This window comes from Candidatus Poriferisocius sp. (assembly GCF_965204015.1).
Taxonomy (GTDB): domain Bacteria; phylum Actinomycetota; class Acidimicrobiia; order Acidimicrobiales; family Bin134; genus Poriferisocius.
The window spans coordinates 2,921,822-2,936,326 of the sequence record NZ_OZ241965.1; the positions used below are offsets into that span (position 1 = coordinate 2,921,822).

The following is a 14,505-nucleotide window of genomic DNA, read 5'->3' on the forward strand; positions in this document are numbered from 1 at the left end:
CAGAACATTGTCAAGAATGGCCTGGTTAGCTCGTTGACCAGCGGGTTAGCCCAGAAAGTACCGGGGGCGTTGTGCAGGCAGAAGTCGGGTTCGATTTGGACTCGATCATGACCCAGAGGGGAGCGGAGAACTTCCCGGTTGTGCTGCGAGCTGTCCCGGCGCGTCCCCGGGCCCACCTGTTGGCTGTCTACGGATTCGCCCGGCTGGTGGACGACATCGGAGACGAATACGACGGCGACCGCTTGGCCGCGCTGGACTGGGTAGAAGAGGAACTCGGTCGAGTCCGCCGCGGCGGGGCCACCCACCCGGTTATGGTCCAGCTCACCCCCCTCCTCACCGAACTGGACATCGACGACGAGCCGTTCCTGGCGCTGATCGAGGCCAATAGGCTGGATCAGCTCAAGCACCGCTATCAGACCCAGGCTGAATTGGCCGAGTACTGCACGCTGTCGGCCAACCCGGTGGGGCGGCTGGTGCTGGCGATTTTCGACGCGGCCACCGCCGAGCGCATCGCCCTCAGCGATGCAGTGTGTACCGGCCTGCAATTGGTAGAGCATCTTCAAGACATCCGGGAGGACTACGTCGAAAAGGGCCGCATCTATTTCCCGGCCGACGAAATGGCCCGTTTCGGCGTGGATGAGGACGATCTGGCCCAGGTTCGGGCAACGGAGCAGCTTCGTCGCTTGGTGGCCCACCAGTGCGACGCCGCCCGGGGGCTGCTGAGCCGAGGCGACCCGTTGGTGGCCTCCCTGACTGGGTGGGCCAAGATGACGGTGGCCGGCTATGCCGCGGGCGGGTTGGCCGCCCTGGATGCCATCGCCGGAGCCGACTATGACGTGCTGGCAAAGCTGCGGACCCCGACAAAGGCCCGCACCGCGGCCCATGCGATTCGACTGGTCACCCCCCGCAGCGTGACCGATGCCAAACTGGTTCGCGCCGGGCGGGACGCCGCCGCTCGCTGGAGGCGAAAGTGAGGACAGCCGACGCCTATCAGCAATGTGAGGAGATCACCCGGACCGAGGCCCGCAACTTCTCCTACGGCATCCGGCTGCTGCCCAAGCCGAAGCGATTGGCCATGTCCGCGCTGTACGCCATGGCCCGGCGCATCGACGATGTGGGCGACGGCCCGCTTCCCCAGGACGAGAAGCTGGCCCAACTGACCGAGCTGCGGGCTGACATTTACACCTTGGCCGACGGCGGGCTCAGTGACCCTGAAGATCCGGTACTGGTCGGGCTGCGCCACGCCATCGACGAGTTCCCCATCCCGGTGGCCGCGCTGAACGAGATCGTTGAAGGGTGCGAGCAAGATGCCGTGGGGAAGGTGTACACCACCATCGAGGAGACAGAGCAGTATTGCCGGCTGGTGGCCGGATCGGTGGGCCGCCTGTCGCTGGGAGTGTTCGGCACCTCCGGCGATCCCGATGAGGCCAGCGAACTGGCCGATGTGCTGGGGGTAGGCCTCCAGCTCACCAACATCTTGCGCGACATCGTGGAAGACCGAGGCATGGGCCGGGTCTACCTGCCATCGGCTGATATCGAGCGGTTCGGGTGCGCCCCCGATCTAACCGGGCCGACCGAAGCGGTGGGTGCGCTGGTGTCGTTTGAAGCGGAGCGGGCCGAGCGGCGGTTCGCCGAGGGGCTGAAGCTGCTCAAGATGCTGGACCATCGCAGCCGGGCCTGCACCGGGGCGATGGCGGGGATCTACCATCGGCTGTTGGCCCGAATTGCGGCTGCTCCCACGGCTGTGCTGGAGGGGCGGATGTCGCTTCCCACCAGGGAAAAGGCGTGGGTGGCTGTCCGCAGCTTGGCCGGAGTCACCTCATGAGCACTGCTGCCATCAAGCCGACGGCCGAGCCGGTCGCAGCGCCGAAGATCGCAGTGGTGGGAGGAGGTCTGGCCGGTTTGGCCGCAGCAATAGCCGCAGCCGACGGCGGGGCCCAAGTAACGCTGTATGAGCGGGCTCCTCGGTTGGGCGGGGCCACCTGGTCGTTCCAGCGCAACGGTCGATGGTTCGACAACGGCCAGCACGTGTTCATGCGGTGCTGCACCGAATACCGGGCCTTTCTGGACCGCTTGGGAGCAACCGACCAAGTGACCGAGCAACCCCGGCTCTCGGTTCCGGTTAGCCGCCCCGGTCGGCGTCGGGCGCGCATTTCCCGCACCGGCGCCCCGGCCCCCCTGCATTTGGCCCGGTCGCTCATGCGCTACGGCCCGCTCTCGGTCACCGACCGGGTGCGGGCGGTTCGCACCGCGCTGGCCCTGCGCCGCCTTGATCCCGATGATCCGGACACCGACGAGATGAGCTTCGGGGGATGGCTGCGATTTCGAGGGGAGTCCGACCGGGCCGTAGCCAGTCTGTGGGATCTGATCTGCTTGCCCACCGTAAATCTGAGGGCCGACGATGCTTCGCTGAGCCTGGCGGTCAAGGTCTTTCGCACCGGGCTCTTGGACGACACCGATTCCGCCGACCTTGGCTGGACACGGGTGCCGTTGTCGGCCCTGCACGGCGATGCCGCTGCCCGGGTGATCACCGACCAGGGAGGAAGCATCCAGCTCCAGGCCCAGGTGGAAGCCGTGGAGCACGGCCCTTCGGTGACGGCGGACGGGGAACGGGTCGATGCTGACGCGGTTATTCTCGCCGTCCCCCACGATGCAGTGGACGACCTACTGCCTCCCGATACCGTCGCCAGGCAAGCCGAGTTAGCCGAACTCGGGATCTCTCCCATTGTCAACGTGCATTTCGTGTTCGACCGCCAGATCATGGACGTGCCCTTCACCGCGGCCCTCGACTCTCCGGTGCAGTTTGTGTTCGACCGCACTGAGGCCGCCCACTGGGCCGGCGATGAATCGGGGGAGACCACTGATGCCCATAGCCGCGACGAGCAGGTCGTGGCTGTGTCGCAGTCGGCGGCCTTTGACGAGATCGGCGACCGGCCCGCCGAGATGATCGAGCGCTATCAGTCGGCGCTCGCCGATCTCTTCCCGCTATCGGCCGAGGCCGAGGTGCTGGATGCCGTGGTGACCCGGGAACATCGGGCCACTTTCGCCGGTCGTCCCGGTACCCGTCGGCTTCGTCCCGGCCCGAACACTGCCATCGCCGGTCTGTTCCTAGCCGGAGCATGGACCGATACCGGCTGGCCAGCCACCATGGAGGGCGCGGTGCGCTCCGGCAACCAAGCGGCCCGCATGGCGCTGGATTTCTGCCGGGGTGCCAACGCGTCGACGCTCTCCTGGCAAGACCAACGAGAGAGGACGATTGCATGAGCGGTGGAACACCGACTCCGGCCATTCTTGAGCGGGCCAAGAATTTGGTCGACCCCGCCATCGCCGCCGCCTTAGGTGGGTTGGGCGACGAGCTGAGAGTGCCCGCCGAATACCACTTTCAAGGGCGGGGCAAGGGGACCCGCCCCGCCCTGGCCATTCTGTCGGCCGAGGCTGTCGGTGCTCCCTCAGAAACTGGGCTTCCCGGCGCGGTGGCCATCGAGCTGATCCACGATTTCTCGCTCATCCACGATGACATCATCGACAACGATGCCGAGCGCCGGCACCGCCCCACGGTGTGGGCCAAATTCGGCGTCGGCGTCGGCGTGGTGGTGGGAGATGCTCTCCACGCCTTGGCCTTCGAGGTGTTGATGGCCGATCCCACCCCACACCGGGTGAAGGCAACCAAGCATTTGGCCGACGCGGTCTCAAGCATGATTGCGGGCCAGAGCATGGACATGGCCTTTGAAGAGAGGTCCAACATCACCCTGGAGCAGTGCCTGGCCATGGAGCAGGGCAAGACGGGGGCGCTCTTGTCCTACGCCTCATCGGTCGGGGCCATCTTGGCTGGGGCCGACGACGACGTGGTCGAGGGATTGGCCGCCTATGGCGCCAACATGGGCATTGCCTTTCAAGCGGTGGACGATCTGCTGGGGATATGGGGCGACCCCGAACGCACCGGGAAACCCGCGGGGGCCGATCTTCGGGAGCGCAAGAAGTCGCTGCCGGTGGTTATCGCCCTCAACAGCGGGACGTCGGTAGCCGGCGAGCTGGCTGATCTCTATGCCCGTCCTCATTTGGAAACCGAAGACATAGAAGCGGCCCGAGCCTTGGTGGATGTGGGGGGTGGTCGGGAAGGTGCCCAGGCGCTGGCCCGGACCCACCTCGGCTTGGCCATGTCGGCCCTCGATTCCGTCTCCCGGAACGACTCGGTTGTTGCCGAGGTGGTGGAGGAGATGCGCTCATTGGCCGAGTTCATCGTGGGGAGGGATTTCTGATGGGAGCCGAAAAGTCCCTGGCCAGGGCCCGCGACCGACTCTTGAGTCTCCAAGACACCCAGGGGTGGTGGAAGGACGAACTGGAGACCAACGTGTCCATCGAGGCCGAGGACTTGTTCCTCCGGGAGTTCTTGGGAATCGCCGACCCGGAGATCACCCGGCAGACCGCGAACTGGATCCGCCACAGCCAGCGGGCTGACGGCACCTGGTCCACCTACTTCCAGGGTCCGGCCGATTTGTCGGTCACCGTGGAGGCCTATTGGGCGCTGCGCTACGCCGGCGATCCGGTGGACGCCGATCACATGGCGAAAGCGGCCGCGTATATCCGAGGCGAGGGTGGCCTGGAACGCAGCCGGGTGTTCACCCGAATCTGGATGGCGCTGTTCGGCCTGTGGCGATGGGAGGATCTGCCCGCGCTGCCGCCAGAGGTGATCCTTCTGCCTAAGAAGGTGCCGTTGAACATCTACGATTTCGCCTGCTGGGCCCGTCAAACCGTGGTGGCGTTGACCGTGGTGGGGGCTCACCGCCCGGTGCGATCGATGGGGATCAGCTTGGACGAGATCCGCACCGGGGCCACTCCCCCGGAAAGAGAGCTCGCGTCGGTCGGGTCGGTAGCCCGGCGATTCCAGCGCCTCGATCAGGTGCTGCACCGATACGAAAACCGCCCCTATTGGCGGCTGCGGGAGTGGGCGCTCAGTCGGGCTGAGCAGTGGATCATCGCCCGCCAAGAGTCCGACGGCTGCTGGGGCGGCATCCAGCCTCCGTGGGTGTACTCGCTCTTGGCCCTGTATGTGCGGGGATACTCCCTGAAACATCCGATCTTGGCCCAAGGGCTGGCCGGGTTCGATGCCTGGACTGTCGTCGAAGATGACATGCGCCGGCTGGAGTGCTGCCAGTCGCCGGTGTGGGACACCTGTCTGGCATTGGTTGCGCTGGCCGATGCCGGGGTGGAACCGGATGACCCCCAGATGGAAGTCGGGGCTCGCTGGCTGCTGGACCAGGAAGTCCAGGTGGTGGGCGACTGGGCCGAGCAGCGTCCTCATTTGGCCCCCGGAGGGTGGGCGTTCGAGTTCGAGAACAACTTCTACCCCGATCTGGACGACACCGCCGAGGTGGCCCTGGCCTTGCGCCGCATCCACCACCCTGACGCCAAGCAGGTGCAAAAGGCGCTGGACCGTGCGGTGGTGTGGACCCAGGGAATGCAGTGCTCTGACGGTGGCTGGGCGGCCTTCGATGCCGAAAACCACTCCCCGCTGGTGGCCGAACTGCCCTTCTGCGACTTCGGAGAGGTCATAGATCCGCCGTCGTCCGATGTGACCGCCCATGTGGTGGAGATGCTGTGCGAGCTGGACGCCGACGGGATGGGCCTGCCGGTGGACCGCCAGGCTGTGGACCGCGGGGTTCAATGGCTGAGCGCCGAACAGGAGGCCGACGGTTCCTGGTATGGGCGGTGGGGGGCCAACCACATCTACGGCACCGGGGCGGCGGTCCCGGCGCTCATCAGCGCGGGAGTGCCGACCGACGATGACCGGGTGGTACGGGCGTGCCGGTGGCTGGAATCGGTGCAGAACCACGATGGCGGCTGGGGCGAGGACATGCGCTCGTATGTCGACTACAACTGGCGGGGCCGCGGTGAGTCCACCCCGTCGCAGACTGCGTGGGCGCTGCTGGCGTTGATCGCGGCTGGTCGAGCTGACGAGGAGGCAGCTCGGCGAGGGGTGGCCTGGTTGGTGGACAACCAGCGCGCGGACGGCGACTGGGACGAGCCCTGGTACACCGGGACCGGCTTCTCCGGGGACTTCTACATCCGGTACCACCTGTATCGCCTGGTCTTCCCGGTGATGGCCCTGGGCCGCTGGGTGCGGGCGACGAGCGGTGGAGAGTGACCCTGATGGTGCTTTGTCCGCTGGCCATGGAGGCCCGAGCCGCCCGGAGGGGCATCCGCCGGGGTGGCGGTGACGCGACCGTGGTTTGCACGGGCATGGGCCCCAAGCCGAGCCGCCGCTTGGAGCCGCAGTACGGCCCGGTGGCGGTGGTCGGCATGGGCGGAGCCGTGGTCGGCGGTATCGAGCCGGGCGACGTGGTGGTTGCCACTGAGGTGTCGGCCGACGACGTAGCGCCGATCGCCTTGCCCCGGGCCGAGTCTGTGGCCAAGAGCTTGGAGGCAGCCGGGTTCACCGTGTACACCGGCCCGGTGGCCAGTGTGTCTGAGTTGGCGGTCGGCCCGAGACGACAGGATCTGGCCGACCGGGGCGCAGTGGCGGTCGACATGGAGTCGGCCTGGCTGATGGAGCGCCATCGCGGCGGACCGGCGGCCGTGGTGCGGGTGGTGACCGACACCCCCGCTCACGAACTACGGTCTCTGACTGCCCCCGCAAGGATTAATCGAGCATTGCGCACCATTCGCCGGTTGACGCCAGTGCTGACCAAGGAGGTCTGCTGAAATGCCTATTCCGCTGAGACAAGCGGCCAAGGTGGGCACCTACGTGTTCAAGAACAAGCTGCGCCGGCGCGAGAAGTTCCCGCTGATCGTGGAACTGGAGCCGCTGTTCGCCTGCAATCTGGAGTGCCCGGGCTGCGGCAAGATCCAGTACCCCACCGAGGTGCTGCGCAAGCGGGTCAGCGTGGACGAGGCGGTGGCCGCCATGGAGGAGTGCGGTGCGCCGATGGTGTCCATCGCCGGGGGCGAGCCCCTGCTGCACCCCCAGATCGCCGAGATGGTGGACGAGCTCATCAAGCGCAAGCGGTTTGTGTACCTGTGTACCAACGCGGTGTTGCTGCGGCGCAAGATCGACAAGTTCACGCCGTCGCCCTACTTCTCGTTCGTGGTCCACGTGGACGGGCTCCAAGAGCGCCACGACCTAGCGGTCGCCCGGGAGGGGGTGTTCGACGAGGTGGTGGAGGCCGTCAACGAGGCCAAGGAAAAGGGGTTCCGAGTCACCACCAACAGCACGTTCTTCAGCACCGACAGCCCAGAAGACGTGCGCAGCGTGCTCGACTTCTTGAACGACGACCTCGAAGTCGACTCCATGATGATCTCGCCGGGGTACGCCTACGAGAAGGCCCCCGACCAGGAGCATTTCTTGCCGGTGGAGCAGACCAAGAGCCTCTTCCGGGACGCTTTCTCAGAGGGCAAGCGCAAGAAGTGGCGGCTGAACCACACGCCGCTGTTCTTGGACTTCCTCGAGGGGAAGGTGGAGTACGAGTGCACCGCCTGGGGCATTCCCAGCTACTCGGTGTTCGGCTGGCAGCGGCCCTGCTACCTCATGTCCGACGGCTATACCGAGACCTATCAGGAGCTGATCGAGACGACCGACTGGGACAGCTACGGCCGCGGCAAAGATCCCCGCTGCGAGAACTGCATGGCCCACTGCGGCTACGAGCCCACCGCCGTGTTCGCCACCATGAAGTCGCTGCGCGAGTCCATTCGCGCTGCGGTAGGGACTGGTTAGCGCGCGTCCGGCAGGGCGGCGGGTCCTGTCCCGGCCCAGCCCGCCGTCCTCGATGAACTCCGGGCGGCGGGCGCCCTGAGCCGGGCCACCCCCCGCCCTGCCTCAGTTCTCCTTCGTTCCCAACGCCTCTTGGACTCGTCTTCGCAATTCGCAGTTGATCTTTTGGCGTTCTTGGTGTTGGGCGACTATCAGCTTGCCTTGGGGGACGGGGTGGGCGTTTAGGAATTCCTCGACCTCGGTGGCGAGGTTGGGGGTGGACAGGGCGGTGATGCCGCCGAGCATTCGGGGGACTATGGCGGTGGGGAGGCGTTGGTTGATTTCGTCCCACTGGTTGGCGATGAATGCCCAGGCTTGGGGGCCGAGGTCGCGGTTTTCTAGGCAGCCTCGGAGCACGAAACCGGCGTCTTGGCTGCGCACGGTTCCGTCGAGGGTGGCGGCCAGGGTGCGGGCCATGAGCGCAGGGTCGTCGAAAGTGGTGAGTGCCATCAGATAGCGCAGTTCGAGTTGGGGGGTGGGGGCGCTTTGGTAGCGGTGGTGGATCTCCTGGTAGTCGGCATCGTCGCCGGTGGCGGCTACCACGGCAATGGCGGCCGCGGCCAGGGCGGGGTCGACGCCATCGGAAGCCATCAGCTCTCGACACCGGGCGATGGCCTCGGCATCGTTGCCGCCCACCGCCAGGGTGCGGGCCAGCACGCCTCGTAGCTCGCCGGTGCGGTCGTCCTCGCCGGCGGCCGGATCCCAGCCCACCCGGCCCCAAACCGGGCTGACCATATCTCGGACCCGCGCTTGCAGGCTGGCTCGCCCATTGTCGGAAACCAGGTGGTCGAGGGTGCCCAGTGTGCCGGCTAGGCGGCGCCACACGGCCAGGTCGTCCTCGGTGGCGGCCATGCGTTCGGCGAAGGCCACGTAATCGGACACGCTCAGTCGGTCGGCCACCGTCAGGGCCCACTGGTCGTCCACCAGCACGTAGCGCTGGAGCGGGTCGAGATCGGGGCCGCCGTCCAGCAGTCGGTCGAGCAATCCGCCCTCGTAGGCCACTCGGTAGAAGCCGTCGGCGGTCGGATTGACCATGACCCAGGCGGGCTCATCGGTGCCCAGAGCCACCGGATCATTCAGCACCAGCCTCTCGGTTCGCGACCCGGCGTCGCTGCCCACGGCTGCCACCACCGGAACCTGCCAGTGGGCGTCGTCGGGCTGGCCGTCGTAGCGGAACCTGCTTTGGCTGAGCGTGACCGTTCCGTCGTCGTCGGCGGTGGCGGACACCACCGGGTGGCCGCCTTGGAAGATCCACGAGTCCATCACGTCGCGAGCGGGCTCACCGGTGGACTCGGCCAGCGCATCCCAAATGTCGTGGGTCTCGGTGTTGGCGTAGGAGTGGCGCCGGAGGTAGTGGCGGACCCCGTCGCGGAACTCGTCGGCCCCCAGGTACTGCTCCAGCATCCGCACCGCGGCGGCGCCCTTCTCGTAGGTGAGCAGGTCGTACATGCCCTCGGCATCGGCGGGAGACACCACCGGGTATTCGATGGCCCGGGTGGCGGCCAGGGCGTCCACATCGAAGGCCGCGGCCCGCGACAAGCCGAAGGCCAGCCAGCGCTTCCAGTCGGGGCGGTAGGCGTCCACCGCCAGCATCTCGCAGAACGTGGCGAAGGCCTCCTTCAGCCAGATGCCGTTCCACCACTTCATGGTGACCAGGTTCCCGAACCACATGTGGGCCAGTTCGTGGGCGATCACGTCCACCGCGGTCTGGCGCTCCTGCTGGGTGGAGGAGTCGGGGTCGATGAGCAGCAGGATCTCCCGGAAGGTGACGCACCCCATGTTTTCCATGGCCCCGAAGGCGAAGTCGGGGATGGCCACCAGGTCGACTTTGTCGCCGGGGTAGTCGATGGCGAAGTAGTCCTCGAAGAAGTCGAGGCAGAACGCCCCGGCGTCGAGGGCGAACTCGGTGAGGTGCCCCTTGCCAGCGGGATGCACGATGCGCAGCGGCGTCCCGTTCACATCCACCGGGTCGGTGGCCTCCAGCGGACCCACGATGAAGGCCAGCAGATAGGTTGACATCTCCATGGTGGGAGCGAACGAAACCTCCCGGTGCCCATCACCAGTGGGCTGGGAATCCACCTCCGCCCCCGAAGACACCGCCATCAGGTTGTCGGGCACCACCAGAGTCACCTCGAACACCGCCTTGAAGTCGGGCTCGTCCCAGCACGGAAACGCCCGTCGGGCATTGGTCGATTCAAACTGCGTGGTGGCGATCACCCGCTCGTTGTCGTCTTCATCGGTGAACGTAGACCGATAGAACCCCCGAAGCTGGTCGTTGAGCGTGCCCGTGAATGACAGGTTCAGCCGAGCCGCCCCCGGCTGAACCGCTTCGCCCAGCCGCAGCACCGCCCGCTCGTGCTCATCGTCGTACTCAACCCCCGCCAGCGCCACCCCGTCCAAATCACCGTCGGCGATCTCCAGCTCAGCCGCATTGAGCACAATCTCACCCAAGGGCTCCAGAACCTCTAGGTCCACACCCACCGTCCCTGTAAAGGTGAACGCCTCCAAGTCCGGTTCCAACCGCAGCTCATACCGCCGTGGCACAACCCCCCGCGGCAGCCGATAGGGGTTCGGAGAGTTATCAGCCATCGGCTGAGACTAGATGACCCACTGGCTAGGTTCTTCGCGGACAATCTTTAGGGAAGCCCCGCTTAGTCAGATCTAGGCCCACACCTCCGACACCCTGATTCCAAGAAGCTCCTCACCCGTGAGCAGGGTGTGCATTCTGGGCGGGACGTTGTCGAGTCGTCCGTAGTGAAGGAACACACGATGATGAATGGCGGCGGCTGCCATCTCCGCAGCCATCCAGGAGAGTCCGTATTCCACAGAGAGCCTGGCAACACTGTTGAGAAAAGGACGCGTATCGAGAACGACCGCAACTAGGGGATCTAGGTCCAGTAGAGCAGCTTGGTCACCGGGTGGCAGTTGCCTCACAAGCTGGCTGATTTGGCCAGGGGTGGTCTGATCGGGCTTACCAGGGTTGTAGAGGCCGCGCAGAAGTCGCCCGTAGGCAGTGGGCGTGACCGCGATCTGGTCCTGAGCGAGTTCTTGTGGGAGCTTGTCTGTGAGGGCTGCGAGGGCCGAATACTCGTCGCAGACAATCACTCCTGTTTCCGTCGTCGAGCTTGGGCCTCATGATTCTGGGCTTCCAGCTCCATTTCGTCGACCTCTCTCAACGCCTTGTCAAGAGCCCCGCTCTTGACAATCGTCTGAATGACCTCGCGGCCTTCCGCACTTATGCGCGATGCGTTCCGCCTGCTGGTAGAAGATTTCGCCGTGTCGGTCATCAGTTGCAGCCTACACACGCCTCACCTTCGTTCATAGGGGCATTTCGGTGGATTTGGCTCCAATCGCAACTCACTCGTTGGCCTGGGTTGCCTCAGCAGGGCTCAGGACTCGAAGTCGCTGTCGTTGAACTTGAGGGTGGCGGCGTTTTCGGTGATGGTGCGTTGGACGTCGTCGTCGAAGCCGTCGTCGGCGGTGGCCTCTACTTCGATGGTTACGGAGACCTTGGCTTCTTCTGCTTGGGCGAGTTGGTTGACTATTGCCTCGGCGATGTCGGCTGCCGTCCTCGTCCAACGGTCGGCCTTGACGGTGACCCGGCCGTAGTAGCGGGTGGGCATCGTTGGCCCAGCGGGGTCTGTTGGCTTTGTACCGGCATCCTCTTGGGCTTCGGGTTCCACGGGGGCAGAAACGCCAGCGCCAGCGTCGCCTTCCATCGCCCTCGCCCGAGCGGCCTGCTCCGCCTCGATTTGAGAGTTGGCGGCATCGGGATGGACCAATAGGCCGCTGGGGGCGATGGCGGCCAGCATTTCACCCGCTCGCAGCCCCACATAGCGCTCCCCATCGTGTCCCTCGGCATAGGCGATCCCGTCGGTGGCCCAAACGGTGGACTGCACCCCGTCGCGGATAGCGTCTTCCAACACTGAGCGGCGCACCAGCCGGGGCAGGTAGAGGTACTGGGTGATGTCGCTCCAAAGCTGGTTGACCGATATGGCCACCTTTTCGTCGCCGGTCTCGCCCGGGTTGTCCCGCCATAGGGGGACACGGTCCAGTTCCCACCGCAGCCGCGTGCCGCCGTATGCCGGGATGAGCGACTCGTCGTGAACCAGCTTGTGGGCCACCCGCTCTGCCAACGGCCCCGACGCGGTCACCCGGGCCTTCTCCCATTGGATCTCTCCAGTCGGCTTATCAGGGGGTAGCGACGGGTTCAGCACCCAGATGTAGGTCTCGGGTATCCGGGACGCCACCGTCTCATCGGCATCGGCCGCTTTCGACTCAGCCTGGCGGGCATTGGGCGGATCGAGGTTAAGCGACTCCGCATCGTCTCGAATGGATTGCCAGGCCAAGTGGTTGCGAACCGCTTGGCGCAACTCCCCCAAGCGGGTGACGTCGGCGGCCAGGAACACCAGCATGTTGCGGTGCTGTCTTGCCCCTCCCGCACGCTCCAACAGGGTTTGCTGGGCCGTCTTGAGCGCTTCGCTCTGCTCCGTCTTGGTGTCGTGGGGCGAGGTCGGGTCCAAAACGACGAGGCGGGCTTCGTCGGTGTCAGGCACATCAGCAGGTGAGCGGGGACAGGGATGGACGCCGGCGAACTGGCCACGGCCGGCCTTGAGGGCTTTGTCGAGCCGGCGGCGGATCTCATCTTCCACATCGGCGTCGTTGAAGTGCCCTTCGGCCCGGTCTCGGGCGATGCGGTTGACGTTGGCCTGGAGGGCATACCAGTAGCGGGCGCCGTCTCGATAGAGGTAGGAGGCCTGGTCGGACAGTTTGCGGAGGGCGTCGCCGAAGATGGCGGGCCGTTCCTCGCCGGGTTGGATGCAGCCGAGCTTGATAGACCGGTCGTCGAGTCCCCTGTTTGCGGCCTGCTGGGATGGGGCCGACCCGAAGTACACCGTGCGGGCCACCTTGCGGGCAGCCAAGAAGCGGCCCAGGTTGGGGTTGTCCTTGTCGAGCTTCAGCGGCAGGGCGTTGTCGCCGTCTACGTCGGCCTCCACCACCGTCCGCCAGTCGGCTTCCAAGTGGCGAAGCAGCTCCTCAGACACCTTGCTGTCGTCGATGGGGATGGTGGACGGCAGGATCAGCAGGTTGGGGTCGTCGTTGATCCAGAGGCTGTGGACAACCTCGGCCATCAATCGCAGCACACCGCGGGTGCGCTGGAATCGCTCAAGGTCGGACCACTCCTCGAAGAGCCGGTCGAACAACTCGGGGTGGACCGGATAGGTGGCCTTCATCCGGCGCTGGTAGTCGCCTTCCTTGCACTCGGAGGGAAACTCGCTGGCTTGCTTCTGGTACAGCTCGCCGAAGCCCTTCACCACTGCGTCGCGCTTCGTTAGCGCCTCTGGTGTCAGCTCCTTGAACAGCCGCCTCCGAACAATCTCGAAGCTCTCTTCGGCGGTGGCCGTGCGCCAGTTGGCCTGCATCCGGGCGAACAGGTTCTCCAGCCGCTTGAGCGCGGCCTGCCCACCCTCACCGCCGACCTCGATCTGCGATGACGGGATGGTGGCCACCAGCAGAGCGCCCGAGGTGTTGTTGGCCGCATCGGTGAGGGCCTGGGCGAAGCTGAAGTGGGCATCGAACGATCCGGCGGGCAACCCGGACATGCCATAGAGCTGGCGGGCATAGCCCACCCACTCGTCGATGAGCACCAGACACGGCGAGAACTCCCGCAACAGCTCGGTCAGGGCCGCGCCAGGACTGGTGCCGGTTTGGTCGGCATCGGCCACCAGGGCATATCCCTCGGCACCGCCAAGCTGATAAGCCAGCTCTCCCCACATGGTGCGGACCACGGTGCCGTCGTCTTTGACCGACGTTTCCCCTGGCAACAGCTGGTGGCCGACCAGCACCGCTCTGTTGATAGTTTCGCCGGGCAATTCCAAGTCATTGCCGGCGAGCAGCTCGTCCACGCCCTTGAGCTGAGTAACGGGTGTTTCTCCCGCCAAGTGGTAGAGGGCGATCAAGGCGTGGGTCTTTCCCCCACCGAAGTTGGTCTGGAGCTGGATGACGGGATCGCCACCGCTCCCGCTGAACCGACGGGCCGCCCCCACAATCAGGCTGGACAACCCCTCGGTTATGTAGGTGCGTCGGTAGAACTCCGCTGGGTCGTCGTACTCAACAGGAGCCTCGCCCCTCCAAACCTGGTGCAGGTCGGCAGCAAACTCAGCGAGTTTGAATCGGCCCGAGGCCACATCGTCATGTGGCTCGACCACCTCTCGCCATGCGGGCAGTCCCGTCTGGGCCAGGCTTTTCTCCTGGGTCGTGCTCTGAGCCGCCGCCTTCTTCTGCGCCCTCTTGGCTTCCTCCTCGAACCTCCGACGCAGCAACTCCTGATGGAGCGTGTCCACTTGTGCGGCATGAGGGCCGGCCCCGACCGACTCCAGCAGAAGCTTGGCCGTGTCCATCGCCCTCAGCGCGCTCTCAGCGGTGAATGCCTCGTTGTGGGCCCACTTGTTGCGGGCATCCTGCAATTCAGAAACGTAGTTGCGTTCCGTCCGCCCCAGTTTCTTGCGGAAAATGGTGTTCCACTCATCCCACATCACCTTCAGCAGGAACTGAGGGTCAAGCGGATTCACCTTGCGGGTCCGCCCCCCGCCTCGGGTGTCGGCTCGTTGCACCCCCGTGGTCCAGTCCTCCCCAAACTCAACCTCGCATTCTCGGGCCACAAACGGCGCCAACCCCTCGCCCAGCAAGACCATCGCCTTGCCCACCCGCTCATGATTAGAAAGTGCCACGCCCTGTTTCTACTCCAAGCAGACGCC

At 65.6% G+C, this 14,505-nt stretch carries 11 protein-coding genes; 7 read left to right on the forward strand and 4 right to left on the reverse strand.

The genetic code is table 11. The annotated features are described in order from the left end of the window. Positions 1 to 71 precede the first annotated feature (71 nt). Genes hpnC through hpnH form a run of 7 tightly spaced genes read left to right on the forward strand, consistent with a single transcriptional unit; the run spans position 72 to position 7,711 of the window. Positions 72 to 974, forward strand: coding sequence for a squalene synthase HpnC (gene hpnC / locus ACOGJC_RS13155; RefSeq protein ID WP_419845451.1), 903 nt, complete (start codon positions 72 to 74; stop codon positions 972 to 974). Continuing rightward, a complete protein-coding gene (locus tag ACOGJC_RS13160) occupies positions 971 to 1,825 on the forward strand; it encodes a phytoene/squalene synthase family protein (protein WP_419845452.1) in 855 nt (284 codons plus the stop codon). Before hpnC ends, ACOGJC_RS13160 begins: the two co-directional genes overlap by 4 nt. Next, entirely contained in the window at positions 1,822 to 3,264 is a 1,443-nt protein-coding gene (gene hpnE, locus ACOGJC_RS13165) for a hydroxysqualene dehydroxylase HpnE (RefSeq protein WP_419845453.1), read from the forward strand. The genes ACOGJC_RS13160 and hpnE overlap by 4 nt, the downstream gene beginning before the upstream one ends. Next, positions 3,261 to 4,259, forward strand: a complete 999-nt coding sequence (locus tag ACOGJC_RS13170; protein WP_419845454.1) for a polyprenyl synthetase family protein — start codon at positions 3,261 to 3,263, stop codon at positions 4,257 to 4,259. The genes hpnE and ACOGJC_RS13170 overlap by 4 nt, the downstream gene beginning before the upstream one ends. Continuing rightward, positions 4,259 to 6,145 (forward strand): squalene--hopene cyclase, encoded by a 1,887-nt coding sequence (shc, locus tag ACOGJC_RS13175; RefSeq protein WP_419845455.1) that lies wholly within the window; start codon positions 4,259 to 4,261, stop codon positions 6,143 to 6,145. Before ACOGJC_RS13170 ends, shc begins: the two co-directional genes overlap by 1 nt. A gap of 5 nt (positions 6,146 to 6,150) precedes the next feature. Then, the gene (locus ACOGJC_RS13180) at positions 6,151 to 6,702 is read left to right on the forward strand and encodes a hypothetical protein (RefSeq protein WP_419848242.1); all 552 of its coding nucleotides are present in this window, start codon (positions 6,151 to 6,153) and stop codon (positions 6,700 to 6,702) included. Position 6,703: 1 nt separating this feature from the next. Further along, positions 6,704 to 7,711, forward strand: coding sequence for an adenosyl-hopene transferase HpnH (gene hpnH, locus ACOGJC_RS13185; RefSeq protein ID WP_419845456.1), 1,008 nt, complete (start codon positions 6,704 to 6,706; stop codon positions 7,709 to 7,711). Between the two features lie 102 nt (positions 7,712 to 7,813). On the opposite strand, the gene ACOGJC_RS13190 is transcribed toward hpnH, so the two are convergent. The 4 genes from ACOGJC_RS13190 to ACOGJC_RS13205 all read right to left on the reverse strand — a co-directional run bounded on the left by ACOGJC_RS13190 (position 7,814) and on the right by ACOGJC_RS13205 (position 14,478). Continuing rightward, positions 7,814 to 10,336, reverse strand: a complete 2,523-nt coding sequence (locus ACOGJC_RS13190) for a M1 family metallopeptidase (RefSeq protein ID WP_419845457.1) — start codon at positions 10,334 to 10,336, stop codon at positions 7,814 to 7,816. Positions 10,337 to 10,408: 72 nt separating this feature from the next. Continuing rightward, positions 10,409 to 10,852, reverse strand: a complete 444-nt coding sequence (locus ACOGJC_RS13195; RefSeq protein ID WP_419845458.1) for a hypothetical protein — start codon at positions 10,850 to 10,852, stop codon at positions 10,409 to 10,411. Continuing rightward, complete coding sequence (locus ACOGJC_RS13200) at positions 10,849 to 11,034, reverse strand: hypothetical protein (protein ID WP_419845459.1); 186 nt, start codon at positions 11,032 to 11,034, stop codon at positions 10,849 to 10,851. The genes ACOGJC_RS13195 and ACOGJC_RS13200 overlap by 4 nt, the downstream gene beginning before the upstream one ends. Positions 11,035 to 11,136: 102 nt before the next feature. Continuing rightward, the gene (locus tag ACOGJC_RS13205; protein WP_419845460.1) at positions 11,137 to 14,478 is read right to left on the reverse strand and encodes a Swt1 family HEPN domain-containing protein; all 3,342 of its coding nucleotides are present in this window, start codon (positions 14,476 to 14,478) and stop codon (positions 11,137 to 11,139) included. Between the last annotated feature and the right edge of the window lie 27 nt (positions 14,479 to 14,505).